The 24,872-nt window shown below is 68.5% G+C and carries 27 protein-coding genes and 2 pseudogenes; 10 read left to right on the top strand and 19 right to left on the bottom strand.

Annotated elements, in window-relative coordinates; translation table 11 throughout:
• Positions 1-372: 372 nt before the first annotated feature.
• On the bottom strand, positions 373-834 hold the full coding sequence (locus tag P3H15_RS44615; protein ID WP_276143159.1) for an SRPBCC family protein: 462 nt from the start codon (positions 832-834) through the stop codon (positions 373-375).
• A gap of 324 nt (positions 835-1,158) precedes the next feature.
• On the opposite strand from P3H15_RS44615, the gene P3H15_RS44610 reads away from it, so the two are divergent.
• Positions 1,159-1,332: a hypothetical protein gene (locus tag P3H15_RS44610; RefSeq protein WP_276143158.1), complete on the top strand. Its 174-nt coding sequence runs from the start codon at positions 1,159-1,161 to the stop codon at positions 1,330-1,332.
• Between the two features lie 236 nt (positions 1,333-1,568).
• On the opposite strand, the gene P3H15_RS44605 is transcribed toward P3H15_RS44610, so the two are convergent.
• The 6 genes and pseudogenes from P3H15_RS44605 to P3H15_RS44580 form a co-directional block, all read right to left on the bottom strand.
• The gene (locus P3H15_RS44605) at positions 1,569-2,381 is read right to left on the bottom strand and encodes a glycosyltransferase family 2 protein (RefSeq protein WP_276143157.1); all 813 of its coding nucleotides are present in this window, start codon (positions 2,379-2,381) and stop codon (positions 1,569-1,571) included.
• Positions 2,378-3,430 (bottom strand): glycosyltransferase, encoded by a 1,053-nt coding sequence (locus tag P3H15_RS44600; RefSeq protein ID WP_276143156.1) that lies wholly within the window; start codon positions 3,428-3,430, stop codon positions 2,378-2,380. The genes P3H15_RS44605 and P3H15_RS44600 overlap by 4 nt, the downstream gene beginning before the upstream one ends.
• Entirely contained in the window at positions 3,427-4,539 is a 1,113-nt protein-coding gene (locus P3H15_RS44595; protein ID WP_276143155.1) for a glycosyltransferase, read from the bottom strand. The genes P3H15_RS44600 and P3H15_RS44595 overlap by 4 nt, the downstream gene beginning before the upstream one ends.
• Positions 4,536-5,588 (bottom strand): glycosyltransferase, encoded by a 1,053-nt coding sequence (locus P3H15_RS44590; RefSeq protein WP_276143154.1) that lies wholly within the window; start codon positions 5,586-5,588, stop codon positions 4,536-4,538. Before P3H15_RS44590 ends, P3H15_RS44595 begins: the two co-directional genes overlap by 4 nt.
• Before the next feature lie 55 nt (positions 5,589-5,643).
• The gene (locus P3H15_RS44585) at positions 5,644-6,714 is read right to left on the bottom strand and encodes an NAD-dependent epimerase/dehydratase family protein (RefSeq protein WP_276143153.1); all 1,071 of its coding nucleotides are present in this window, start codon (positions 6,712-6,714) and stop codon (positions 5,644-5,646) included.
• Positions 6,715-7,013: 299 nt separating this feature from the next.
• Positions 7,014-7,181 (bottom strand): annotated as a pseudogene (locus tag P3H15_RS44580) (FAD-dependent oxidoreductase); the annotation flags it as partial.
• Positions 7,182-7,333: 152 nt separating this feature from the next.
• Between P3H15_RS44580 and P3H15_RS44575 the strand changes: the two are divergent.
• From P3H15_RS44575 to P3H15_RS44565, 3 genes are all read left to right on the top strand, one after another.
• On the top strand, positions 7,334-7,816 hold the full coding sequence (locus tag P3H15_RS44575; RefSeq protein ID WP_276143152.1) for a hypothetical protein: 483 nt from the start codon (positions 7,334-7,336) through the stop codon (positions 7,814-7,816).
• A 421-nt stretch (positions 7,817-8,237) separates the two neighbouring features.
• Positions 8,238-10,691, top strand: a complete 2,454-nt coding sequence (locus P3H15_RS44570) for a molybdopterin oxidoreductase family protein (RefSeq protein WP_276143151.1) — start codon at positions 8,238-8,240, stop codon at positions 10,689-10,691.
• Complete coding sequence (locus P3H15_RS44565) at positions 10,688-11,167, top strand: hypothetical protein (protein WP_276143150.1); 480 nt, start codon at positions 10,688-10,690, stop codon at positions 11,165-11,167. The genes P3H15_RS44570 and P3H15_RS44565 overlap by 4 nt, the downstream gene beginning before the upstream one ends.
• Before the next feature lie 148 nt (positions 11,168-11,315).
• Here P3H15_RS44565 and P3H15_RS44560 read toward each other — a convergent pair whose 3' ends face one another.
• From P3H15_RS44560 to P3H15_RS44540, 5 genes are all read right to left on the bottom strand, one after another.
• Positions 11,316-11,927, bottom strand: a complete 612-nt coding sequence (locus P3H15_RS44560; RefSeq protein WP_276143149.1) for a flavodoxin family protein — start codon at positions 11,925-11,927, stop codon at positions 11,316-11,318.
• A gap of 82 nt (positions 11,928-12,009) precedes the next feature.
• Complete coding sequence (locus P3H15_RS44555) at positions 12,010-12,333, bottom strand: ANTAR domain-containing protein (RefSeq protein WP_276143164.1); 324 nt, start codon at positions 12,331-12,333, stop codon at positions 12,010-12,012.
• A gap of 66 nt (positions 12,334-12,399) precedes the next feature.
• The gene (locus P3H15_RS44550; protein ID WP_276143148.1) at positions 12,400-12,657 is read right to left on the bottom strand and encodes a Rho termination factor N-terminal domain-containing protein; all 258 of its coding nucleotides are present in this window, start codon (positions 12,655-12,657) and stop codon (positions 12,400-12,402) included.
• A gap of 265 nt (positions 12,658-12,922) precedes the next feature.
• Positions 12,923-14,389 (bottom strand): aminotransferase class I/II-fold pyridoxal phosphate-dependent enzyme, encoded by a 1,467-nt coding sequence (locus P3H15_RS44545; protein WP_276143147.1) that lies wholly within the window; start codon positions 14,387-14,389, stop codon positions 12,923-12,925.
• A 264-nt stretch (positions 14,390-14,653) separates the two neighbouring features.
• On the bottom strand, positions 14,654-15,760 hold the full coding sequence (locus P3H15_RS44540; protein WP_276143145.1) for an NAD-dependent epimerase/dehydratase family protein: 1,107 nt from the start codon (positions 15,758-15,760) through the stop codon (positions 14,654-14,656).
• A 424-nt stretch (positions 15,761-16,184) separates the two neighbouring features.
• Here P3H15_RS44540 and P3H15_RS44535 point away from each other — a divergent pair, with 424 nt between their 5' ends.
• Positions 16,185-17,033: an SDR family oxidoreductase gene (locus P3H15_RS44535; protein WP_276143144.1), complete on the top strand. Its 849-nt coding sequence runs from the start codon at positions 16,185-16,187 to the stop codon at positions 17,031-17,033.
• Between the two features lie 230 nt (positions 17,034-17,263).
• Here P3H15_RS44535 and P3H15_RS44530 read toward each other — a convergent pair whose 3' ends face one another.
• A complete protein-coding gene (locus tag P3H15_RS44530; RefSeq protein WP_276143143.1) occupies positions 17,264-18,268 on the bottom strand; it encodes a DNA topoisomerase IB in 1,005 nt (334 codons plus the stop codon).
• A 117-nt stretch (positions 18,269-18,385) separates the two neighbouring features.
• On the opposite strand from P3H15_RS44530, the gene P3H15_RS44525 reads away from it, so the two are divergent.
• Entirely contained in the window at positions 18,386-18,841 is a 456-nt protein-coding gene (locus P3H15_RS44525; RefSeq protein ID WP_276143142.1) for a hypothetical protein, read from the top strand.
• Between the two features lie 18 nt (positions 18,842-18,859).
• On the top strand, positions 18,860-19,330 hold the full coding sequence (locus P3H15_RS44520) for an SRPBCC family protein (protein ID WP_276143163.1): 471 nt from the start codon (positions 18,860-18,862) through the stop codon (positions 19,328-19,330).
• Between the two features lie 147 nt (positions 19,331-19,477).
• Here P3H15_RS44520 and P3H15_RS44515 read toward each other — a convergent pair whose 3' ends face one another.
• Together P3H15_RS44515 and P3H15_RS44510 are read right to left on the bottom strand one after the other, a co-directional pair.
• Positions 19,478-20,131: a HemK2/MTQ2 family protein methyltransferase gene (locus P3H15_RS44515; protein WP_276143141.1), complete on the bottom strand. Its 654-nt coding sequence runs from the start codon at positions 20,129-20,131 to the stop codon at positions 19,478-19,480.
• Between the two features lie 30 nt (positions 20,132-20,161).
• Positions 20,162-20,644, bottom strand: a complete 483-nt coding sequence (locus P3H15_RS44510) for a CinA family protein (RefSeq protein WP_276143140.1) — start codon at positions 20,642-20,644, stop codon at positions 20,162-20,164.
• Positions 20,645-21,152: 508 nt separating this feature from the next.
• Between P3H15_RS44510 and P3H15_RS55605 the strand changes: the two are divergent.
• From P3H15_RS55605 to P3H15_RS44500, 3 genes and pseudogenes are all read left to right on the top strand, one after another.
• Positions 21,153-21,277: pseudogene (locus tag P3H15_RS55605) on the top strand (manganese catalase family protein); the annotation flags it as partial.
• A 295-nt stretch (positions 21,278-21,572) separates the two neighbouring features.
• The gene (locus P3H15_RS44505; RefSeq protein ID WP_276143139.1) at positions 21,573-22,049 is read left to right on the top strand and encodes a DUF4383 domain-containing protein; all 477 of its coding nucleotides are present in this window, start codon (positions 21,573-21,575) and stop codon (positions 22,047-22,049) included.
• A gap of 106 nt (positions 22,050-22,155) precedes the next feature.
• Positions 22,156-23,298 carry a glutamate--cysteine ligase gene (locus P3H15_RS44500; RefSeq protein WP_276143138.1) on the top strand — a complete coding sequence of 381 codons (1,143 nt, stop codon included), beginning with the start codon at positions 22,156-22,158 and terminating at the stop codon, positions 23,296-23,298.
• 55 nt (positions 23,299-23,353) lie between these two features.
• Here the strand turns inward: P3H15_RS44500 and P3H15_RS44495 are convergent, their stop codons facing one another.
• The 4 genes from P3H15_RS44495 to P3H15_RS44480 form a co-directional block, all read right to left on the bottom strand.
• Positions 23,354-23,695, bottom strand: a complete 342-nt coding sequence (locus P3H15_RS44495) for a hypothetical protein (RefSeq protein ID WP_276143137.1) — start codon at positions 23,693-23,695, stop codon at positions 23,354-23,356.
• Between the two features lie 101 nt (positions 23,696-23,796).
• Positions 23,797-24,477, bottom strand: a complete 681-nt coding sequence (locus tag P3H15_RS44490; RefSeq protein WP_276143136.1) for a GAF domain-containing protein — start codon at positions 24,475-24,477, stop codon at positions 23,797-23,799.
• The gene (locus P3H15_RS44485) at positions 24,474-24,629 is read right to left on the bottom strand and encodes a hypothetical protein (protein ID WP_276143135.1); all 156 of its coding nucleotides are present in this window, start codon (positions 24,627-24,629) and stop codon (positions 24,474-24,476) included. The genes P3H15_RS44490 and P3H15_RS44485 overlap by 4 nt, the downstream gene beginning before the upstream one ends.
• Complete coding sequence (locus P3H15_RS44480; protein ID WP_276143162.1) at positions 24,626-24,805, bottom strand: hypothetical protein; 180 nt, start codon at positions 24,803-24,805, stop codon at positions 24,626-24,628. The genes P3H15_RS44485 and P3H15_RS44480 overlap by 4 nt, the downstream gene beginning before the upstream one ends.
• Between the last annotated feature and the right edge of the window lie 67 nt (positions 24,806-24,872).

Raw genomic sequence — 24,872 nt, 5'->3', positions numbered from 1 at the left:
CGGGGAACTCAATCGAAGACGCCCACGATGTTGAGGACGAGCAGGATCGCGATCGTCACGAATACGACGATGATCACCATGGTGGCGATGCCGGTGGGTGGAAACGACCGTGAAGAGTTCGGCTCGGCGTGACGCCAGCGGTGGCGACGATCCGCGTCAACCGTGTACTGGGACACGCCCAGTGGGCGGCTAGGATGTGTGCCTTGTTCTCCCCGGGCATCGTCGATCCGTGTGCATCATCGTGATTCCAGCCTGCGGCAGCGCACGGGATCGCGCGCACGACCCACGCTGACCACCTTTCGGGCGGGTAGCTGCGGCGCGTTCGAACCGGCTGGGCCCCCGAATCGCCTGGTGTGTGCGGGTTGGTGCCGGTCAGGGGGCGGGGTGGTCGATGTCGCCGCGCCAGCCGCCGGTCTCGGTGCCGCGTTCTTCGATGAACTTCTTGAACTGCTTCATGTCGGCCTTGACGCGGTGACTCAGGACGCCGGTCTTGTCGGCGACGTTCTCGACGAATCCGTCCGGGTCGATGTCCAGTTGCGCGGTGACCCGGGTGTGGGTGTCGTCGAGGCGGTGGAAGGTGATTACTCCGGCATGGTCCGGGCCGACATCGGATTTCCAGGCGACACGTTCGTCCGGGTGCTGCTCGGTGATGGTGGCGTCGAACTCCCGGGTCTGCCCGGCGATGTCGAGGACCCAGTGGGTGTGGGTGTTGTCGAGTTGCCGGATCTCCTTCACGCCCTCCATGAACTGCGGGAAGGTTTCGAATTGGGTCCATTGGTCGTATGCGGCGCGGATCGGGACGTCGACGTCTACTGCTTCGGTGATTGTGCTCATGGCTTTCGCGTACCCGAACGGCGCGGTTCCACACCGAAGGGCCCACCGGCGCCAGGACTGCGGGCACACGGACAGCACCCGAGGGACGGGTGCGTGGACGAGACGTACTCGCTGACGGGTGGTTCCCGAGGGATCGTTGTCGGAGGTCGGACAGGTGCACCGTCGTCGACGGTGCCGTAGAGGCCGCGCAGGCGTTGACCTGGCATTCTGACCGGCGATTGCGGGGCTCGTGAGGTGTTTGAGGGGATGAGCGTCGGGCAATCTCGGATGTAGCGGGCCGGCATGCGGGTTCGGGTATGCGCGCCGACTACGAAGGAGTGGGCGATGGGAATCGTCGAGAGAGCCAAAAACGCCACACAGCATGCGGTGGGGACGTCACGGGCGAAGCTCGGCCGCGCCACCGGCGACGACCAGTTGCAGCGGATCGGGAAGGCCGATCGGAGAAGAGCGAAGGCGAAGAAGGCTGCCGAGAAATTCAGGCGCCTGTTCAGGCACTGAACTCGGGTGTCCCCGTTACCGGATGCACCCCCCGGGCGGTGGCTTCGGGTGCGCTGCGAGGGACGTGGTCGTCGATGCCGCTCGTGGCACGCTCCCCCTTTTCGAGTGGATGCGCGCAGGGGGGCGCACTGTGACGTACCGGAACGCCCCCGGTTCCACCCCGCCGGCCGCTGCCGCCGGCGAGACCCCCGGATCGTGGGGGCGATCTCCGGTGCCGCACCGGTGACGACTGTGGGTCACACCCACCGCTGCTGGGTTTCGTCGTACGTGATCAGTCCTTGCGCGGCGAACGCTTCGAGCCAGCCGATCATGGGCCACCGGCCCCAGCGGCGATGAAATACCGTGGCGTTGGCGATGATGTCGCGCAGATGTTCCACTGGGGGATCGGATACCGGGTGATGCTGGTGGTAGGCGTCGGCGCCGCCGACCCAGCGCAGTCCGATCCCTCGTTTGGCCGCGGTCTGCGCGAAATCGGTGTCTTCGCCGCCGTATCCGGTGTAGTCGGTGCAGAATCCGCCGATCCGGGACCAGGTTGTTGCCGTGAGAGCGAAGGACAACGACCAGAACAGGTCGTAGTCGGTTCCCGCGCGCACGGTTCCGGCCGGAGGATCGGGGCGGGCAGGATGCGGGTGTCGTAGTCGGCGCAGGTCGCGCAGGTCGTATCCCGACGGTCCGGCGGCGGGTAGGTAGGTCACCGGGCCGCACAGCAGTGACGTGGGGTGTGTCCGCGCGGCCGCCAGGTAGCGGTCGAGGAGGGTCGGGTCGGCGAGACAGTCGACATCGAGAAAGATCAGCAGGTCGGCGCCTGCGTCGACGGCGGCCTCGGCGCCGGTGTTGCGGGCCGCGGCCAGCGGCAGGGGGCCGTTGTCGTGTGGCAGCAGGATCGGACGGGCGCGTGGTGTCGTGCCGACCACGTCCACGGTTCCTGGGTCCCCGATGGCCACCACGACGTGGTCGTCCGGTGTCCGCTCGCTGCGCGCCAGTGCTAGTAGATGATTACGCAGATGGGCGTCGCGGTGCGCGGCGACGGTGACGACGGCGACTCTCATCGGTCGATCCCGACAGGCCCCGGGAGGCCGCTGTCCGGAGTGGGTGGCAGACGCGCCGCGGGGCGGTCGGCGAGACGGTCGATCACCGCCGCGGCCCGTCGCGCCGCTCCCGTGGTCTGCCACCGGATCCATTGGTCGCCGCCGAGTCGCCGGGCCTGTTCGATCAGGGCCGGCCACTCGTGCATCGCGGGCCAGGCGGGCACGGTCACCGCTAGATCGCCCGCGCCGAGCGCGGCGGCGGTGGCCACCTGTTCATCGAACGGTCGCTGCTGGGCGATGACGATCGCCGGGCACCGGGCGACCGCAAGGTCGGCGATCGCGTTCTGGCCCGCGTGCGTCACGACGACGTCGCAGTCACCCAGGGCGGGCCACGGGTCGTCCACCCACGCAGCGCCGGGCAGCCCCAGCGCCCGCCACCGGTAGCGCGGGTACCGGTCCGCGCATGCGCGGACGTCCGCGACCGACAGGGTGGATCCGCCCGCACCGCCGAGCACGAGAACCCGGGGCTCGCGGGCCGGGGCCGGGATGGGGCGGGCGCGGCCGTCGAAGCGGCTGATGCCGCCGACGAAGGTGGTCTTGGTCGCGAACGGGCGCAGCCAGTCCGGGGTGTACACCTCCTGGGGCCAGGCGGCCACGATGTGATCGGCCATCTGGTAGGCGAGTCGGTGCGCGGTGTCGGTCCGCTCGCCCGGCTGGGCGATCACGACGACCGGGACGCCGAGGAGCCGCACGAAGACGGTGATCTCCACCGAGACGTCCACGATCATCACGCTCGGCCGGGTGGCGGCCACCCAGGTCGCGATCTGGGTCATCCGGGTCCGCAGCCCGGTGTCGTGGGCCGGTGCCCAGTGCAGCACGCCGTGGGCGGTCGGGTCCTCGGGGGCGCCGTCGCGATCATCCCGGTCGAGCAGCATCGACGCGGCGAACGGTGGGCCTGCCGGCACGGGCACGGACGAGAGCGCCGTCACCGCACCGTGCAGGTGGGCGGCGATGCTCGCGGCCCGGGTGCGATGACCGCGGCCGTGGTGGTGAATGTAGTAGCCGATCACGCGGTCTCCTCCCGGGGGAGCAGGTCCGGGGGGTCGGCGGGGGCGGCGAGGCTGCGGTAGAGGCTGGTGTAGGCGTCGACCATGGGGCGTTCGGCGCAGTGGGTTCGGGCGCGGGTACGCGCGGCGGTGCGGGAGAGCCCCATCGTCTCGGAAAGGGCGGCGGCGAGCGCGGCCACGTCGCCGCCGGGGACCAGCCGTCCGCAGCGGGTGTCGACGATCTCGGGGATTCCGCCGCGGGCGAACGCGGCCACCGGGGTGCCGCAGGCCAGTGCCTCGGCGACGACGAGTCCGTAGGGTTCGTCCCATACCGGGGTGACGACGGCGGCACCGGCGGCGCCGATGGCTGCGGCGAGATCGGGTTGGCTCAGATGCCCCAGGTAGGTGACCATGCCGCCGAGCGACGGGGCGATCATGGTCTGAAAGTAGGTGGTGTCGCTGATCGGTCCGGCGAGCACGATCGGCAGCCCGGCCCGGCGGGCGGCCTCGATCGCCAGGTGCGGTCCCTTCTCCGGAACCAGTCGGCCGAACCAGATCACGTGATCCCCGCCGTGGCCTTGCGGCCATCGGTGCAGATCGACGCCGTTCGGGATGACGTCGATGTCGGGCACCAGGTGCGCCCAGGCTGCTGCGGTGTGCCGGCTGACGGCGACGAAACGCGGCAGGCGTGCGCTGGCGGCGATGGCGGATTCGAGCCAGGGGGTCGGCGGGGTGTGCAGGGTGGACACGAGGGGAGTCGGAAGGGTCGCCGCCATGGCAACCGGAAGATAGTGCAGGCTGTGGTTGTGGATGACGTCGAAGTCGTCGGCGAGGGGGGTGGCGAGGTCGAGCATCAGCTGCAGATAGGCGTGGTGTGCGTGCATGAACTGCAGGGACGGCATGGAGGTGTCGGAGCGTGCCGTGGGACTGAGGTCGAGGGTGCGTACCCGAAGGTGCTCGCATCCGAGTCCGGGATCGGATCCGGGTCCGGCGAACAGGGTCACCCGGTGGCCGTCGGAACCGAGCGTGCGGGCCAGACTCCAGACGTGGGCTTCGAGTCCGCCCGGGAAGGGCTGCCGTATCGGGTAGGAACTCGACGCGAGGAGCGCGATCCGCAGCGGGCGCCGGGTCACGACAGCGCCCTCTCGTACAGGTTCCGGTGGGCGCGAGCCAGTCTGCGGCGCTCCGCGGCACGTTCCGGCCAGCTCGCGCGCCCGGATTCCGCCGAGTACAGGCGGCGGACGCATCGAACGAGGGAATCGGCGTCGAACCGGGTCTCGTCGAACGAGAACACCTCCACCACCTGCTGCTCGCCGTAGAACCCGCAACTCGGTGCCACGACCGCGGTACCCAGATCGTGGCACGCCTCGAGCCATCCCGAGTGGGTGCCGAACCGGTACGGCAGCACCGACACCGACAGATGCGAAAGATAGTCCCACAACGCGTCGTCGGTGAAGTAGGGATGGACACGGAGGTCGACGACGTCCGACTCTCCGTACCGTCGGAGTCGGGCACCGGCCTCGGGTGCGTACCAGTAGTTTTCGGGGTCGAAGATCTCGTCGTGCACGTCGATCTGCAGGCGGGCGCCCGGGAGCCCGGACAGCACCGGCACCAGGGCGTCGAGGACGGGGAACGGATCCATGCTGGCGCGCAGGCTCTTCACGTGCACGCCCACGACGAACTCGCCCAGTGCCGGCCGGTCCTGTTCGATCAGGGGGCGTTCGACGACGTGCGGGTGCGGCAGGATCAGCGCGTGCCGGTTCCAGTTCCGGTGGATCACCGCGGCCGCGCCGGGGGTGAGGGTGATGACCTGGTCCGCCGCGGGCACGAGGACGTCGAGTACCTTCCAGTGTGGTTCCGGGTCCAGGTGGTGCGGGTTACGGAGATCGTGAAGGGTGTACACCAGCGGGATCCGGCGGGCCGACAGCTCGTGGACGATGTCCTTCATCGTCGCGGGCTCGATGGCGTCGAAACCGAAATGGATGTGGAATACGTCGAATTCGCGATGGTGCGCGCGTATCCAGATGGGATCGAGCATCAGCGGTGGCCACCAGCCGCCGGGCACTTTCCGGCGGTCGGCGGGCACCGGGTCCGGTAACCGCACCACCGCGTCGCCGCCGTCCGGATCGGTGAGATGCCGAACGTACACATGGGAGGCCGGTACCGAGGCAACCCGAATCACACGCTGCTCCTTCCAGGACAGGGACGGATGGGTTTCGTACCGGTGTTCACCGTGGTCAGGGTGTTCGCCCGACGCCGGTGGCGAGTTCACGGCACCGGCGTCGGGGGGTGTCGGCCGCCAGGGGCGGGGTGGGCAGGCCGCTGCCGGCCCGCAGTCCGTCGAGGAATTCGGTGAGGGTCTCGCGCGGAGTGCGCGCGGGAATCCAGTCGAGTTCGGTCCGGGCGCGGGCGGAATCCATCAGCGGCAGATGCAGGACGGTGTCGACAAGGCCTGGGGTGGCCGGGATCAGCCGGGCGTGCCAGGCGGCGGCGACGGTCGCGCGGAGGGCACTTGCAGGCACTGTGATCGGGCGGGCGCCGAACACCTCCGACAGGAATTGCCGATCGACGGGTGGTTCGGTCGCCAGGTTGAACGCCCCGTGTACCGGCCGCAGGACCGCCTGCACGTATGCGGCGGCGACGTCGTCGGTGTGCAGAATCTGCACCCGCAGGTCGTCCGGTAGCGGTACGCCGGGCACGAATGCGGGCCGGGCCAGTATCCCGGGAACGAACGGACCGGCGAACAGCCGGCGCTGGGAGGTCGCGGACTCGCGTTTGAAGATGAACCCGGGCCGCATCCGGACCACCCGAAGTCCGGGGTTGCGGGCGTCGTACGCGTCGAGCCAGCGTTCGAGGTAGGCCTTCTCCCGGGGGTATGCGGCGCCGGGCCACCCGTGTGTCGGCCAGTTCTCGGTGACCCTCCGATCGGTCGGGCCCGGGGAGTACGCAGCGACGGACGACGCGTACACCAGGGTGGAGACGCCTTCGGCCGCAACGGCATCGCAGACCCGGATCGTGCCGAGCACGTTGTTGTCCCACGTCACGGCGGGGTTGCGGGTGGGCTGGAACAGCCACGCAAGATGGACGACAGCGTCCGCGCCGCGGACGAGGGTACGCACGTCATCGGTCGCCACGTCGGCGGTGACGAACGTGGTCTTCGGGCTCGTCCAGTCGGTGTGCCGACGGGCCAGACCCACCACGGTCTGCACCTGCGGGGTGGCACCGAGCGCGGACACCACACTGGTCCCGACGTTTCCGGTAGCACCGATCACCACTACGCGCAGTCCGCGTCCGTTGCTGCTGCTCACGGGGTTCGGTTACCCCTACGTGCCAGTAGTGAATCCGTGGGTGTGCCGGCTTGGCCGAAGATTCGCCGAACAGCTCGGCGCCTGGCAGCTGCCGTTCCGGAGGACCCAGGAATGGGTGGAGCGGCCCGACGGTGAGCAGGTCCTGAAGACGAGGATCACCGAGTACTACCGCCGCGTTGGGGTGAGGGCGGATCGGACGTCGACTGGTACTGCTCCGGTTCGCCGGATGTGCATGTCGGTGATGTGGGAGGTGCCGGTGGTCGCCTCGCCAAACGCCGATCACCGGTGAGGGTGCCGGCGGAGCGTTCGGGGACCAGCCGCGCGAAGAATCCGCCCCGGTCGAGGATCGGGATTCCGGTGGCGAGCACCACCCGGCCGGAGGTGAGATCGCCATGCTCGGTCACCACCCGGTAGCGTTCCCGCCCTGCGCTGCGCACCTGCGTGACCCGGCGATGCTCGACCACGTCCCGCTCGACGAGGTCGCCGTGCGCGCGATCGACCATGAACCGACCCCTCGCCATGCCCCCCGGTGGGCGGGGCTTTCGCGATGCAGGGCGACGCCGCCCCTGGGCCCACAGCCCGCGGTGTGCATGTCGGCGCGTCGGGGCACTCGATACTCATGGCATCGGAATCGGAGCAGCCGGTCGACGCAGCAGTCATCGGTGGACGATTGGTGGCGCTGGTCGCGGACCGCGACACGGCCACACTCTCGCATGCGCTGTCGGCGATGGCCTTCAACCCGCATCCCGGCTCCGGATACCCGGACTACGAACAGGTGCTGGAATGGGCCATCCAGGCCATCACCGACGTCGTCGTGGCCCGCCTCGGGCCCGCGCCGCCGGGACAGGAGTTCGCCCTGGCCATACACCGCAGAAACGGCGACGAGATAGACCCCGCCCACCTACCGCAATCCCGGGACTGGGTGCTGCGGACCGCCGGGATGTTCCTGGCCGACGACCCCGAGGCACGTCGGGAGCGGCTCGAAGCGGCCGGACGGCACCCGGACCCGGTGCAGCGGGCCACACTGCTCGCCGACGCCCTGATCTGGCTCGACTTCCTCCTCGACGCCGACGCCCCCGATCCACCGGACCTGGCCGCGTGATTTCACGGCCGCGCACAAGGACGACGTGCCCAACCGCGGGGCTGGACCAGTCCACGCGGTTCGCTACGGTAGATGTCTACACCGCCGTCCTCGGCACGCACAGCGGGGCGGGCGCGGTAGGGGTCGGCGACCGCGAGTTGTTCGGTGCCGATCCAGACATCGAGGTAGGACCAGTGCGCGGAGCTGTCGTCACCGTCTGAACGGCACCGGTGTGCTGTTCCTATCTGGCTGGCACGGTCACAGCACGCTCTGCCGTAAGCGGCGACCGCCCCCAGATTCAGCGGCCCCTGGCGCCGACCATCACTAGAATCCGCAAGTGCGGCACCGTGACGACGTCCTCGACCTCGCGACCGACGCTCAGGACAGAACGGATCAGAATCCGTTGAAGAGTCGCTCGACCCCAGCAGGAAGTGAGCTGCCGATGACCACAGCGCAGGACCGGATTGCCGAGCCGTGGGGTACGCGTACCCCGTACGGGCCAGGACAGTCGTGGCCGGCCCGGGTGGACCAATTTCTGGCGGACGGGGTCGACCCGGACGCGGTGGACCGGTGGGTGCAGTCGGCGTCGCTGCTGCATTCGAACGGAGATGCCCTCGACATCGGGGTGAAAGACGGTGCGATCGTCGGGGTCCGCGGCCGCGGCGTCGACCGGGTCAACAAGGGGCGACTGGACCCGAAGGATCTGTTCGGGTGGCAAGCGAACGGGTCACCGGAGCGGCTCACCCGACCGTTGATCCGCCGGGACGGCGAACTGGTGGAAACCGACTGGGACACCGCCATGAACCAGGTCGTGGCCCGTAGCCGGGAACTGTTGGCCGAGCAGGGGCCGAGCGCGATCGGGTTCTACACCTCCGGGCAACTGTTCCTCGAGGAGTACTACACCCTCGGGGTGATCGCGCACGGGGCGATCGGCACGAATCATGTCGACGGCAACACCCGGCTGTGTACCGCCACCGCGGGCGAGGCGTTGAAGGAGTCGTTCGGCTGCGACGGTCAACCCGGTTCCTACACCGATGTCGATCACGCCGAGGTGATCGCGTTGTTCGGGCACAACGTCGCCGAAACCCAGACCGTGTTGTGGACGCGGATCCTGGACCGGCTCGCCGGGCCGAATCCACCCGCGATCGTGTGCGTCGATCCGCGACCGACGCCGGTCGCGGATCGCGCCGCGGTCCATCTCGCCCCGTTGCCGGGTACGAATGTTGCCCTGATGAACGGGCTTCTCCATGAGATCGTCGCTAACGGCTGGGTCGACCACGAGTGGATCGACCGGCACACGGTGGGATTCGACGAACTACAGAAGGAACTCGTCCCCTACACCGCGGAGAAGGTCGCGGTGATCTGCGATGTTCCTGCCGACGACCTGCGGGATGCGGCCAGGTTGCTCGGCACCACCGATCACCTGCTCTCGACCGTGTTGCAGGGGTTCTATCAGTCCCATCAGGCCACCGCGGCCGCCGTGCAGGTCAACAATCTGCATCTGATCCGTGGGATGCTCGGGCGGCCCGGGTGCGGGGTGCTGCAGATGAACGGTCAGCCCACCGCGCAGAACACCCGCGAATGCGGTGCCGACGGGGACCTGGCCGGGTTCCGCAACTGGGCGAATGACGAGCACATCGCCGAATTGGCGCAGTTGTGGAACATCGACACCGAGAAGATCCCGCACTACGGCCCGCCCACGCACGCGATGCAGATGTTCCGCTACGCCGAGCAGGGCAGCCTGAAGATGCTGTGGGTCTCCGCCACCAATCCCGGGGTGTCGCTGCCCGAACTGGCCAGGATCCGGTCGGTCCTGGCCCAGGACCGGTTGTTCCTCGTCGTGCAGGATATTTTCCGCACCGAGACAACCGAATTGGCCGACGTGGTCCTCCCCGCGGCCACGTGGGGGGAGAAGACCGGCACGTTCACCAATGCCGACCGCACCGTGCACCTGTCCGACAAAGCGGTCGACCCGCCCGGCGACGCGCGCCCCGATCTGGACATCTTCCTCGACTACGCCCGCCGGATGGACTTTCGCGACAAGGACGGCCACCCGCTGCCCGCCTGGGAGGACGCGGAATCGGCGTTCGAGGCATGGAAGACATGTTCGTCCGGGCGGCCGTGTGACTACACCGGTCTGAGCTACGACCGCCTGCGCGGCGGCTCCGGAATCCAGTGGCCCTGCACCGCCGAGCACCCGGACGGCACCGAACGGCTCTACACCGACGGCCGGTTCTTCTCCGACCCGGACTACTGCGAGTCTTACGGCAAGGATCTGGTCACCGGGTCCCCGCTCGAACCCACCGAATATCGGGCCCTGAACCCGGACGCCAAGGCCGTCATCAAGGCCGCCGAATATCTCCCCGCCCACGAGAGACCGAACGAGGACTATCCGTTCGCACTGATCACTGGCCGCACCCTGTACCACTTCCACACCCGCACCAAGACCGCCCGCGCGCCGCAACTCGATTCCGCGGCACCGCAGGTGTGGGTCGAGATCTCCACGGCGGACGCGCACGCGCACGGCATCGCCGAGGGGGACCTGCTCGCGATCTCCTCCCCACGCGGGTCCCTGCACGCCCATGCCCGGGTCAGCGGAATCCGTCCGGGTGTGCTGTTCGTTCCGTTTCACTACGGCTACTGGGATGCCGAACCCGCAGTGGGGGACGGCCACACTCGGGCGGCGAACGAACTGACGATCACCGACTGGGATCCCGCCTCCAAGCAACCGATCTTCAAGACCGCCGCCGCCACCATCAGCCGCATGCGGGCGGGCGCCGGGCCCTCTGCGGCACCGACGACAGCGGCATCGGCTCCCCTCGGTCCCGCCGTCGCCCCCACCGTCGGCGGTCCCGCGGCGCTGGTCACCGAAATCGCTTCGAGGCAGGGACGATGAAACTCGATCTGGTCCTGCGGCAGGTGCACCGCTCCGAACACACCTTGGCTCTGGCCCTGTCCGCGCTGGCGGCCCGCCACAAGGCAGACCACGAAATCCACCATGTGGCACTCGATCTCGCCGACTGGTCGCAGGACCATCTTCGCCGGCTCGCCGCCGCCGGCACCCGCTACGGAATCGACCTGAACCCTGACCCATCGACCGAGGCACTGACCACCCCGGTCCAGGAAGAACTCGGCGAACTGCTCGGCCGGCGCCCCGAACCGGCCCTGATCCTGCTGATGGATCTGCGCCACCTGCACCGGGTAACGGCCGGAGTCTCTCTCGACTGGGAACTGCTCGCCCAAGGATCCCAGGCCACCAAAGACAAGGACCTGCTCGCCCTCACCCAGCGCTGCCACCCGCAGACCCTGCGGCAACTGCGCTGGTCCAACACCCTGCTCAAAGTCCTCGCACCCCAAACTCTGGCCACCTGACACCTCCATAGAAACAACCCCATGGTCGGCGGGAAGTGGAATATCCCTGCACCCCGCTGACGTGCAGCACCGACGAGCCCCGTTCGGCATCGAAGGAATCGACGACTTCGGCGCTCCCGGACGCCTGTGGGATTCAATCCGGAGTGGTTCAGTGCGGAGTGGGATAGGGCTGTGTCCGCAACGCCTGCGCGAGGTGGGCGGCGTTGCGGGCGGCGGTGGCGTTGGTGGCGGCGACGGCCTCGGGCACCGTGTCGAGGTCGTTGTAGTCGCCCGGGGTCATCGCCTCGCCGTTCCAGTACGTGCAGCCCTGAGCGGGAATGCTGAAACCGCAGTCGTTCAGGGCCTGGAACAGGGAGGCGACGATGGCGTGTGCCCCGTCTTCGTTGCCGACGACCGCGGCGATCGCCACCTTGTCGAACAGGATCGGCCGCTCCTGGTCGTCGGTGACGGACAGTTCGGCGTCGAGACGTTCGAGGGCGCGTTTGGCGATACTGGACATCTGCCCCAGCCAGGTCGGGGTGGAGATCAGCAGGATGTCGGCGTCGAGGATGCGTCGTCGGATCTGCGGCCACTGATCCCCGTCGCCCATGTCGGCCTCGACCCCGGGCCGGATGTCGTAGTCGACGAGGCGGATCTTGTCGCCGGTCACCTCGTGGGAGGCCAGTTCGGTGAGGACCTGGTCGGCGATCAGGTCACTGCTCGACGGCGCCGGGGAGGGTTTGAGCGAACACGTCAGGGCAAGTGCGGTCAGGGTCGTCATCCGATCCGGGTACCCGCGGGCCGCGGTGACTAACGTGCCCGGAACGGACTCGGAGGAGCGCACAACGAACCGGCGGAAGCAGCTACCGGGAAGACCCTGACCACTGATCGAGACGTGTTTCCCATTCCGCCAACGCCGAGGATGTGCTGGCATGCCGTTCCGGGGATCCCAGCGGGGGACGGGCGCCGATCGCGAAATCGACCAGAACATGGGCAACGGTCAGGACACTGAGATGGTGACGCTGCGCGACTCGCAGCAACTCGTCGAAGGCGTCGGCCCGGCCACACCGGCGTAGAGCGATGAGGATGCCTTCCGCCAATGACAGCGTTTCCCGCCCATCCCTCGCCCGCTGGACACCCACTGCGCTGTGTCTGGCCTCCCGGCCGGGTTCGGGCACCGCCGTCATGGACATCATCTCCGCATCTGTGCGCTATGAATTCGGCCTGAGCTCGATTCGCCCGGGTGACGGGCATCAGTGGTTGCGGAGCGCCGTGATCAGTTCCTTCTTTCGCTTCGAGGAATAGCCCGACAGGCCGACCTCTTTTGCCTTCTTCTTCAACTCGTCCACGGTCCAGTCCTCGTAGGAGGACGACTTACCGCCCTTACGGCCGGTGCTGGACCGGCCACGAGTGGCGGCCGAGTTCGCGATCCGCGCCGCCTTCTCTTTGGACGCGCCGTCCTTCCGCACTTCCTGGTAGACCTTCGCGTCCTTGATCGATGACCGCGGCATTTTTTTGCCTTCTCGAGTCGATGCTGCTCATCGGGTACCCGAATCCACCGTGGTCTACCAGCCGGGCACCGGTTCGGCAGGTCCTTCGGCCGCGCTACGGCGGGCAAACCTGGATCGCCGAACAACAAACCTCTGTGCGCCCAGGCTTCGAATCGCCCGGGAGCAGGTTGCCGACCATGAATACAACTGCTTTGTCGAAGTGGGCTGCCGTCATCGGTCGGGGAGCCCACCGATGGCCGGTGTCGGTGATCCGGCGCCCCTCCAGTCAGTTGTGCGCGACGACCCTCAACGTGTTCAGGGTCGAATCGGTGGCGTCGGGCACGGGCATGCCCGCGGCGTGACCGCTGCGTAGGTAGTCGATGACGGCGGTGTCGAGTCGCTCGCCGGGCACGACGGCCGGAATTCCCGGCGGATACGGGGTGAGCTGTTCGGCCGCAATTCGTCCGGCAGCGCAGTCGGCGGCGATCATCTCCGCCTGCCCGAAGAACGCATCACTCGGTGCCATCTCGGACTCGAGCTGCAGTTCTTCGGGGCTGGGGAGGTCGATGTGCGGCGCGGGGTCGAAGGAAGCGGTGGCGGAACTCATCTCGGTGAGGGCGTGAACCAGTCGGTCGGTGGTGTGCTCGTCGTCGGCCATGGACATGGTGGCGAGGATGCGCCGGTGGTCGGACATGCCGACGTCCACCCGGCAGTGGCTGCGGAGCCAGTCGGCGCACTGGTACCCCGTCGCGCCGGTCGCGCTCACGTCGATCAGGATCTGCAGGCGATCCAGGTCGTGGGAGGCCGCCTTGCCCAGCAGACGGTCCTCGAGAACATCGAGCCGGTCGATGTCGTCGATGCGCTCGCGGGTGCGGTGAGCCAGGGACAACGCCGAGCTGAGCAGCTCCGTGCCGTGCTCGACCATCTGTCGACGCCACCCGTCGAGGGCGGTGTAGATCATCACGTTCGGGCTGGTGGTCATGAGCAGATCGGCACAGGCGGACAGGTGGGCACCGTCGACGAGATCGCCTTGGACGTGGAAGACCGACCCCTGCTCGAATCCGGCGCCCATCTTGTGGACACTGACGACGCAGACGTCGGCACCGGCGTCCATCGCCCAGGTCGGCAGGTCGTCGTGGAAGGGCAGGTGTGCTCCCCATGCCTCGTCGATGATCAGGGGTTTGCCCCGCTGATGGCACACGTCGGCGATCGCGGCGATGTCGGCGCAGGTGCCGTAGGGGCTGGGGCTGACGACGATGGCACCGGCGGCATCGGGATGTCGCTGCCAGGCGGCGCGTACCTGCTCCGGGGACGGCGGGTGGGAGAAGTGCATGTCTTCGTCCCACCGTGGGGTGATCCACCGCGGTGTGACTCCGCTGAAGATCAGCCCGGCGACGATCGATTTGTGCGAATCGCGGCCGACGAGCAGGCCGCCCGGGTGGTTTCCGGCGACGGCCATCATTGCTGCCTTCACCGACAGCGAACTCCCGCAGGTGGAGAAGAAGGCCTGATCGGCTCCGACCGCCTCGGCCATCAACTTCTCCGCGTCGGCGAGGTAGTGGTTACTCGAGGTGCGGTCGTCCAGACCGGAGGCGGCGAGCACATCGGAACGGAACGGGTCGATTCCGAGCACGTCGGTGACGCGTTCGTCGGCGCCGCGGCCCTGTCGGTGCCCGGGCGGGGTGAACCCGTACCGGTCACGGCGGTGGTAGTCGGCCAGTGCCTCCAACATCGGTGCGTGTGACTGATCCATGCGGTCCGGGTACCCAGTCGCCGCGGGGTGAACTCGCAACACCGTGTGGTCCACCAGTCGAGAGTCGTCCGCCGGGACGTACCGCGCTCTCGAGGTGTCTTGTCCGCTGTCCTTAGATCCAGCCGGGCGTCACCGAGCCTGGCGCCCCACCACCGCAGCCGTCTGCGGTCACGCCGATCGAAGGCTCCGGCCAGATCCTCACGTCTGTGCACCGCTGTCGATTTCACGACCGAGGCTCGCACGAGGTGTGGTCGCGCCACGCTGTTACGGCAGTTTTCGTCTCGTCACCGGTCCCGAGGTGAGGAGTTTCCGCAGCCGTGCTGCCGGTGAGCGTTCGCCAAGGACAGCGCTGCTGCTGCGCGAGCGTTCCCGGATCCCGGCGACGAGTTCGCCGATCACCGACTCGGTGTCGTGCCGCGGGTGCCAGCCGAGATCGGCGCGGGCTCGGGAGCATTCGACGAGGGGTGTGGCGTAGGCGAGATCGATCCATCCTCGATGGACTGGTGAAAGATGCAGCGTCCACACGAGGTTAGTGATGATGCTCAATGCCGGTGCGGGAACGTGCACGAGGCGGGCGTCGAAGGCGTCGCGGAGCAGGTCCGCGGTCAGGGGTTCGTCGGCGGCAATGTTGAACGGCCCGGGCGCCCGATGGGCGAGGGCTTTGATCACGGCGTCGGCGACGTCCTCGGCGTGCACGACGGGAAGTGAGAGGGTGCGATCGAGGGGGAGGACCGGAAGTGCCGGTATCCGCCGGGACAGCGTTCGTGGCAGATAGCTCGGTGCCGCGTACCGCAGCAGCGCGGTGGCCTCGTCGTGCTGGGCGATCAGGCCCGGACGTATCCGAGTGACAAGGACAGGCGCCTGCCCGTCGGCTGTAGCTGCGGTTTCGATTTCGTCGAGGACGTCCTCCTCGGCGACCTTGTCGACGCTGTAGATCGATCGCGGAATGCCTCGACGGGGCCACTGTTCGGACACCGGCACGCCGTAGGCGCCGGGCGAGTACACCGCCGCCGACGAGAGGTGGACCAGATGGCCCACTCGGGCATCGCGTGCTGCCCGCGCGACCGCGCGGGTCCCGTCGACCGCTGTTCTCCTCAGGTAGTCGCGGTCTCTGGCTGGCTGGAACGCGATCGCCAGATGGACCACGGCCTCGGCACCCTCGAACACCGGAACGAGCGCGGTGTGCGCGTCGTCTCGGGCCAGGTCGATCTCGTGCCAGTGCGCACGCGCGTAGGGAGGGGTGCGCGGGGGCGTTCGGCGGGCGATCCCGGTCACCGCGGTCCCGGGTTCCTGCGCCGCGAAGAGACGGAGAAGCGCGGTGCCGACATTTCCACTGGCGCCGGTGATCACGACTTTGCGCAGAGCGTGCATCGGCTACCGATCCCGTCCGGCGGCCGAGCGAACCGGTGAGCTCATCGGACGGACAAGGTGATAGGCGGCGTTGTCAAACGTCGCCGAGAGGATGGACCGGATCGGGTGTGGTGCGCGAGGTGAGGGTGAAATCGGCGCGGGGTGGAGGTGGGTAAGGACGGTGCTGGTCACCAGCCGGACCACATGGCCTCCGCGGCAGGCGGTGGGTCCGGCGGCGTCTGTGGCGGTCAGAGTCATCGAGTACCTCTCGGATCGACGCGAGCGCACGAGGCCCCGTCCCACCCGCACCCGTGCCGTCTACCCCCGTGGTCCGACAGGGAAACAGGAGGCTCGCGCATGGACCGCTTCCCGCGGTGCGGTCGCCGGTTCGCCTTGTCGTGGGCCGGGTACCCGACCCGTGACGTGCCACTGATCGGAGAGGTGCATGAGCGAACACACCCCGCACACCATCGACTACCCCGGCCGCACCACGGACATGGCGGAAGAACCACAGGACGAGATGCGCGCGTACCGGGGCAACGACTTGCTGAAAGACAAACGGGCGCTGGTCACCGGCGGCGACTCGGGGATCGGCCGCGCCGTGGCGGTGGCGTTCGCGAAAGAGGGCGCCGACGTGGCCATCGCCTACCTCGAGGAGAACGACGACGCGGCGCACACGGCCGAACTGGTCGAAAAACAAGGGCGGCGCTGCCGCACCTTCGCCGGCGACCTGGCCTCGCCGGCGCACTGCCGTGACGTGGTGGCCCGCACGGTCTCCGAACTGGGCGGACTCGACATCGTCGTCAACAATGTCGCCTACCAGGAACCGGTCGACGACTTCCTCGAATTGTCCGAGGAGCAGTGGCGGCGCACGTTTTCGGTGAACATCGACAGCTACTTCCACGTAACGAAGGCGGCGGTGCCGCATCTCGGCCCGGGCTCGGCGATCATCAACACCGGTTCGGTCAACGGCTTGCGCGGGAACAAGTCGCTGATCGACTATTCCGCGACCAAGGGTGCGGTGACCGCGCTGACGTACTCGTTGGCACAGACCCTGCTGGATCGCGGAATTCGCGTCAATTGTGTTGCTCCCGGCCCGGTCTGGACACCACTGATTCCGGCGACCATGGACGAGGAGAAGGTCGCGGAATTCGGGAAGCAGGCCCCCTACGGGCGGGCCGCGCAGCCCGACGAGATCGCCCCGTCCTACGTGTTCTTCGCGTCCGGTCTGCTGTCCTCCTACTACTCGGGGGAAGTGCTTGCCCCACTGGGCGGCGAGACACTGCCGGGCTGATGGCGTGACGGCAGCTTCGCCCGGACGGGATGAGTGATCGGGGGGCGGGCGATCTCGGGCTCACGCCGACTCGACCCATCGCCGGTGGAGCGGATGGTAGGTGATCAGTCCGCGATCCGCGAAGGCGCGTAGCCATCCCTGCATCCCGTCCCGGGCGCGTGTGCCCCGGGAACTGTGCACACCGTGCCAATCCGATACGGCACGACCAGGTCCTGCGAACGGCACGTGTGTTATCGCGACAGCAACCGGATGACCGCGCGTTCGACGACCGCCCGTTCGGCGTCCTCGGAGCGCGAGCGCCGCGCACGGGCTACTGCGGATGCGACGGTGCGGTCCGACTCGTACGCGGTGACCACTCGGGGGTCCACATACGACGCCCGGGCAACGGCAGGGGTGTTGCCCAACACCTCACCGACCTCGCGCATCACCTGGGCCTCGGCGCGGGAACGCGCCCGTTTCGACGAGACGGGACCGGCATCGGCGAACGCGACGGCGGCGATGACGGTGGCATGCCAGGTACGCAGATCCTTCGCGGTGTACTCCTCGCCCGCAACTTCCTTGAAGCGGGTATTGATGTCCTCGGCGTGCACCTCCACCCAACCGTCGTCGGTGCGGTACACCAGCAGCCTGTCGGTGTCGGCGTCGCTGCGCAGCAGGGACCGAATCGCCGTCGCGAGGGACGCGTCGTCGATGGCGAGGACGCGCTGCACGCCGCTCTTGGCGGGGAAGTCCAGCCGGACCTCGTCGCGGTGGACGTCGACGTGTTCGCGCAGCAGGGTGGAGACCCCGCGGGAGCCGTGGTCCTCGGCGTACGCCTCGCCCCCGATGCGCAGCACCCCACGATCGAGCAGGCGTAGCGCGACGGCCTCGACCCGGGCCCGGCCGCCGCCCCGGCGGCACAGGTCCTGATCGACCCGTTCTCGCCACTGCGGCAACCGTGCGGCCATCGCGAGTACGCGATCGAACTTCTCTTCATCGCGCTCGTCGCGCCACTGGTCGTGATAGAGGTACTGGCGTCGACCGGCGGCGTCGACCCCGACGGCCTGGATGTGACCGTTCGGATACGGGCTGATCCACACCTTCCGCCACGCCGGTGGGATGACGAGCGCCTCGATGCGTGCCCGGTCGTCGGCCGAAACGCGGCCGTCTCCGCCCGGGACCTCATAGGAGAACCCGTTGCCGCGCCGACGTCGGCGTATGCCCGGCGTGGTCGGATCGCTGTGCCGCAACCGCACTCGGTTCCCCTCTCGCGCATGCTGTCTCCGCCTCTCCCGGGTACCCCAACCCGGGGACGTGCATGCGCACCTTCCTCTCCACACGACGGCGAAGAGCTCTCCCATGCGCTGTCGGCGATGGCCTGCAACCCGCATCCCGGCTCCGGACACCCGGACTACGAGCAGGTACTGGAATGGGTCGTTCAGGCCATCACCGACGTGGTCGTGGCCCGTCTCGGATCCGCGCCGCCGGGACAGCAGTTCACCCTGGCTATACACCGCAGGAACGGCGACGAGGTCGATCCCGCCCACCTACCGAAATCCCGGGACTGGGTGCTGCGGACCGCCGGGATGTTCCCGGCCGACGACCCCGAGTCAGGTCGGGAGCGGCTCGAGGCGGCCAGACGGCACCCGGACCCGGTGCAGCGGGGCCGCGTGACGTCACGACGGCGCACAAGGACGAGGTGCTCAGCTGCGGGGCTGGACCCGGTCCAGAGTGGTGACGACAGGTTCGAGGCCGATCTGGGCCCATTGTGCGGTGATCGTCGGGAATGGTGGTTGCGGCGCCTCGATGGCGGGTACGCGCGAAAGTAGCAATTGCCCGAAGGAGTGATCGACATCAGAGCTCAGTGCGACACCACGGCGTCCGCAGCCCGGGTGTGGTCGGTGCTGTCCGACGGATGGATGTATCCGGTATGGGTGGTCGGGGCGGCGCGGATGCGGGCCGTCGACGACGACTGGCCGGCGGTGGGCAGCCGCCTGCACCACTCGGTCGGCTTGTGGCCTGCGCTGCTCAACGACAACACCGAGGTCCTCTCGGCCGTCACGGAACGGGAACTGCGGTTGCTGGCCCGCGCGTTACCGGCGAGCCAGGCGGAGGTGACAGTGCTCCTCGAACCCCGCGGCACCGGTTGCCACCTCGAGATGTCCGAGATAGTCGCCCATCCCCCGTTCAACCGAATACCACGAAAGGTGCACGACACTCTCGTCTATCCCCGCAATCGCGAATGTCTACGCCGACTGACATTGATCGCCGAACATCAAGCATATCGACAGGCCACCGAGCCGCGCGTGCACCAGTAGCCGAACGCGTCCAAAGGGATGTTCTGTCCGCGCGTGCTTCGGTGAGGCCGCGCTGTGCTCGATGGTGACGTATCCTCCCGGCTCGGGGATGTGACCGTTGTCTTTAATCTCTCTGCGTGAGAATGTGTGTCGACTAAACGTCCACGTTCAGGTGTGCTGTCGGCCGCGGATCACCACGATCTCTTCGGTGCGCTGATCGGCGGTGATGATTCCGCGGGCTGCGAGCAGGTGCCGGCGTCCGGTCAGGACGGGTCCGAAGGGAATCTCCCGCCGGGCGGCGATGTCGACCTGCAAGCCATGCTCCTCGAGCATGACGTGGGTCTTGTCGACCCCGCTCAGTGCCGACTGGGCGAGCAGCAGTGTTCCCCCGGGTGCGAGGACGTCCGGGGCCTGGGCGCAGATCCGGTCGAGGAGCGCGCGTCCGTCGGTGCCGGCGTCCCAGGCCTGCGCGATGCCGGTGTCGGGAAGTCGGTCATCCTGGGCGGGCACGTAGGGCGGGTTGGAGGTCACCAGATCGAAGTATTCTGCGCGGACGGGCGCGGTGAGGTTGCCCTGCAGCACCCGAACCGTGTGCCCGTGCAGCCGCGCGTTGAGCCGGGCGGTCAGCACGGCGCGGCGGGAGATGTCGACCGCGGTGATGCTGCCTGCCCCGAGCTGGGCGGCCCGCAGGGCGAGCGCTCCGGTGCCGGTGCAGATGTCGAGGACCCGAGTCAGCGGAGACAGAGGGTGCTCGGCCAGGGCGCCGGCGAGCAGCCACGTATCGTCCTGTGGGGGATACACCCCCGGGATCCGCAGCAACATCAGGCGCTCCTCACGCTGGCCGAATCGACATCATCTGAGCGCCTGCGTCTGCCGACGGAGCGCGGCGTCGAGCAGGCACAGGGCATGGGCGGTGGTCTCCTCCACCACCTCGCGGGGCTCGCCGGGGAAGTGCCGTAGTTCGGTGCGCGTGTCGCCGCCGGCGAAGATTCCGAACCACACCGTGCCCGGTGGCTGTCCGTCCTGCGGCTCCGGTCCACCGACACCGGTGACCGCCACCGCCAGGTCCGCGTCGAGCAGTTCGGCCACCGTGGTCGCCATCGCGCGGGCACTGGGTTCGCTGACCACCGGACCGCCCGGGACCTGCAGCAGACCGTGTTTCACGGAACTGGCGTAGGCGACGATGCTGCCCCGATACCACTCGGACGACGATGGTGCGGCACCGAGCACGGCCGAGATTCGGCCGCCGGTCAGCGATTCCGCGGTGGCAATGGTGAGTTGCCGGGCGCGTGCGGCAACCGAGATCCGTTCCGCCTGCTCCTCGCAGTTACCCACGCGGTGCACCCCGCTCCGGGTCCGGGATGGCGCGGCGACCGATACGGTGCAGTGCAGAGACCCCCGCCAGGCTCGTTGCGAGCACGATCACCAACAACACCACGTTGAGCATCTGTCCTCCACCGTCTCTCCACGCAACGTCTTTGGTGCGCTCTATCGGACTGTAGTTATCCCGTGCGGTAAAGCGGTGGACGCCGACTCGAACGCGCCGGGAGTAGGTCCGATACTGCGGCGGCCCCGCCGGCTACTGGCTGAACCGGAGGAGCCTGGCCGTCGCCGCGTCCCGGGATGCGCCGACGACGTCTGTACCGAGGTACCCAGCCACGACCGACGACAATCTTCACCGCCGCCGGACGGTCCCGCCGATGGAAGGGAGGTCACGGCCTCGAAACGAAGCAGGTGTCCACTTCCGACGGCTTCCGGGCGTGCGCCAGTGCGGTCGGACGCTCTCAAATACTCGGGGCAGGAATAGCGCCCGTTCCCGAAATCGAAGACAGAGGCTGCCCTGATGTTCCATCACACCGATCACGTCCAGTTCGACGTCGCGCCGGACAGGCCGGACCCGGTCTTGCCCGCACACTGCAGGAATCGCTCGGCGGCGCATACGGTGAGATGACGGTGACCATGCAACACGGAGCGGGCAGCAAGCAGTGTCCTCGTCTGGGTTCGGCCGCCCAGATGCGCGCTTCTGGGCGGTCGCACGGCCCGGGAGCCGTGCGCGCGCCCACCCTCCCTGGTCGACCGAGGTCGACAGGGGGCACACTACCCGTGAGGGTCAACGCCGAAAACCCGCGGGCGGGTTCGGGTTCTGGTGGTGGGGTACCCGGAGACGGCAGCACACGCAATCGACGGGAACCAATGATCGGCGCCGGTTCACTGCGATGCTTGGTCCCACCGAACCTTGTACGGGAAAGTAGGTGAGCACGCCATGACAGGATCGTCTGTCGCGCGTTCGAGGACGCGCACCCCGGTGCAATGGGCGGCCCTGGTCGTGGGCGCGGTGTTCCTGCTCGTCGGGGTTCTCGGGTTCATCCCCGGCATCACCACCGGCTACGACACCTTGACCTTCGCCGGACACCATTCCGACGCGCAACTGCTCGGGATCTTCAACGTCTCCATCCTGCACAACTTTGTGCATCTGCTGTTCGGTGTCATCGGTATCGCCGCGGCCCGCACCGCGGGTGCGGCGAAGGCGTTCCTGATCGTGGGCGGCATCGTCTACCTGGCGCTGTGGGTCTACGGGCTCGTCATCGACCTGGACAGTGCCGCGAACTTCGTGCCGGTCAACACCGCCGACAATTGGCTGCACTTCGGCCTCGGTGTCGGGATGATCGCGCTCGGTCTGCTCGCCACCAAGATCGGCCCACCGGTCACGACGACCGCGACCAGTCCCTACACCCGCTAGAACCCGAGGGGCGACCGCCAGCCGGCCAGACTCCTCGACGGTCATCGGCCGATGGAACATCCCGCCCTCGGCAGAAAATGCCGGATTGCGGCGGAAGGAGCGGGCGATGACACTCACACCATCGACGGATCCTGTCGATCTCACCGGAATCGGTGAGTCCGAGTTGCGCCTGACGATGGGGGTCGAGGAGGAGTTCGTGCTCGTCGACCCCGACACCGGCGCCCCGTTTCTCGGCAACTCTGCCGTTGCGGCCGCGGGACAGGCGCTGGGCATCGACCTGCAGCTCGAGCTGTCGCGATGTCAGATCGAAACGGCCACACCGGTCTGTACCCAGTTGGCGGATCTGCAGGCCGAGGTGCGGCGGGCACGGACGCTGACGGCCGCCGCGGCGGCCCAGACCGGCGCCGCCCTGCTGGCGGTCGGGGTTCCTCCGTTCGGTCGCCCACCCCGATCGATCACCGATCTGCCGCGCTACCGACGCCTCGCCGACCACTACGGGCAGCTGGGCGAGCAGGTCATCTGCGGGGCCCACGTCCACATCGGGATCCCCGACCGGGAGGTCGCGGTCCAGGTCAGCAACCACCTGCGTCCCTGGCTGCCGGCGTTGCTGGCACTGACCGCAAACTCCCCGATTATCGCTGGCCGCGATACCGGATACGCCAGCTGGCGGCACATGCTGTGGGCGCGCTGGCCGGGCGCCGGCCCGCCACCGTACTTCGACTCCGCGGGACACTACGACGACGAAGTCGTGGAAATGCTCGAGTACGAGGTGATTCTCGATCCGGCGATGATCTACTGGGACGTGCGGGTGTCGGCGCATCTGCCCACCGTGGAGGTCCGCGTGGCCGACGTGCCGGCAACGGTGGAGGAAACCGTGCTGCTGGCCGTCCTGGTACGGGCACTGGTCGCGGCCGCGCTGCGGGCGATACGGGGCGGGCATCGGGCGCCGCGAGTGGACCCGCACCGGCTGCGGTCGGCGTACTGGCGCGCCGCCCGCGACGGGATCACCGGCCGCGGTATCGACCTCGCGTCCGGGTGCCGTGTTCCGGCGACCGAACCGATCCGCCGGCTGCTCGACCACATCCGTCCCGTCCTCGAGGCCGCGGGCGACTATCACGGCACCCGGGCGGAGGTCATGCGGATCCTCGCCACCGGTAACGGTGCCGCCCGGCAACGACGCGTCCTGCAGGACGGTACGCTTCCGGACGTCCTGGACATGCTCATCCACAGCACCGCCGACACAGCGTGATCGGTGCCTGACCCCACCGGATGCCCACAGACCTGCGACAGAGGCTCCACAACTGTTACTGATGCGAGGCCCTCCCCGCCTCGAAGTCGGCGGGCGCCGACTCGGCGGCGGCCTCCTCTGGGACCGGATGTGAGGCCAGGATTTCGGCGTCCGCGTTGCCGAACCGCACCCGGCCGCGGATCGACCGGAATCCGGCGACCTGCTCGTCCGGGTTGGCGAGGCCCCCGTCGGCGTGGTCATCGCACGTTTTGGCGCCGAGCTCACCGAAGGGAAGCGATCGCCGGCCATGGCCGGACAATTCGACGTCACCACGCGGGCGCAGGTCCTTGCGGCTGCCGTCATGGGGCTGGACCTCGTGCTCGATGTCGAGCCTTCCCGACTCGCCCGACGTCCCCATTGCGGGAAGTCGCGGCGGGACTGCATGCCGATCCCGGAAAACGCTGTGGAGAACTGGAATTCAGACTATTAACCGGGGACGCCGGTGCGGGCGGGCGTAGGTCAGAGGGTGCGGTGTCCTGCCACGATGCTGTCGGCGAGGTCGCTGACCGTGCAGTAGTCGGCGTAGGCGGCGGCGCGCAGGCGGAGCTCGGCGTCGGCGGCGGGGATGCCGAGTCGGCCGGCGATCAGTCGGGCGGCGACGGGCACGTTGGCGCGGCGGAACAGGTGGTGATCGTTACGCCAGGGTGTGTCGGTGAGGGTGCGCAGTTCGGTGACGATCGTCGGTGCGAGTGCGGCGGCGAAACGTTGCGCGGATCGGTACTGCGCGGGGGTGAGGGTGCGCGGGCGGGTGCGGTGGAGTTCGAGGACGCCGACCGGTCCGTCCTGGCGGGTGGACAGCGGGAAGGTGTAGATACCGCGGACGCCGAGGGGGAAGAGTTCGGTGGCGAGGATCGGCCACCGCGGGGTGGATGCGGTCAGGTCGTCGATCAGGTGCGGTGCCTGGAAGTGGTGTGTTTCGAGGCAGGGTCCTTCGCCGAGGGTGAATTGGAGTTCGTCGATGGCCTCGGCGGTGGCATCGGAGGCGTAGACGAGGTCGTGCCCGGTGGGGTTCGCGAAGACCGCGACGGCGATGCCGTCGACGTCGACCGACAGACGGCATCGGTCGGTGAGGAACCGGGTGCGGGGGAGTGCGTCCGCGCAGCGGTCGGCGGAATCTTCGAAGGCGGGTCCGGTATTCATCGGCGTCGGCCGGGGTCGGGCGGCGACGTCTCGTGGTCGGGTCGAGACTGCTGTGGGCCGGTGAGAGGGTGTTCGGGGGTGGTGTGATCGAGGAGGTGGGTGAGCCAGGCGGTGGACACCGCGGTGGTCCGGGGGTGGGGCGGGAAAGTCATCGGGTGGGGTCATTCTCCGGTTCGGGGGCAGCGCCGGGCAGGATGCCAAGGCCAGCGAGCAGGGCACGGCAGTCGTCGGCGTCGTGGGCGTGGGCGGCGACGACACGTTGGGCTCTGGCGATGGCGGTGGGGTCGAGTTCGTGGGCGACGTCGAAGACGGATGCGCGGTCGGACATGGACACGTGCCCTTCGTCGGGAGCAGGCGGGACAAGACGGCGTGCGGGGCCTACAGGTGCGAATCCG

This window comes from Rhodococcus sp. T2V (assembly GCF_029269925.1).
GTDB lineage: Bacteria > Actinomycetota > Actinomycetes > Mycobacteriales > Mycobacteriaceae > Rhodococcus_F > Rhodococcus_F koreensis.
The sequence above is the reverse complement of the archived record's forward strand: the minus strand, read 5'-3'. Positions and strand labels throughout refer to the sequence as shown.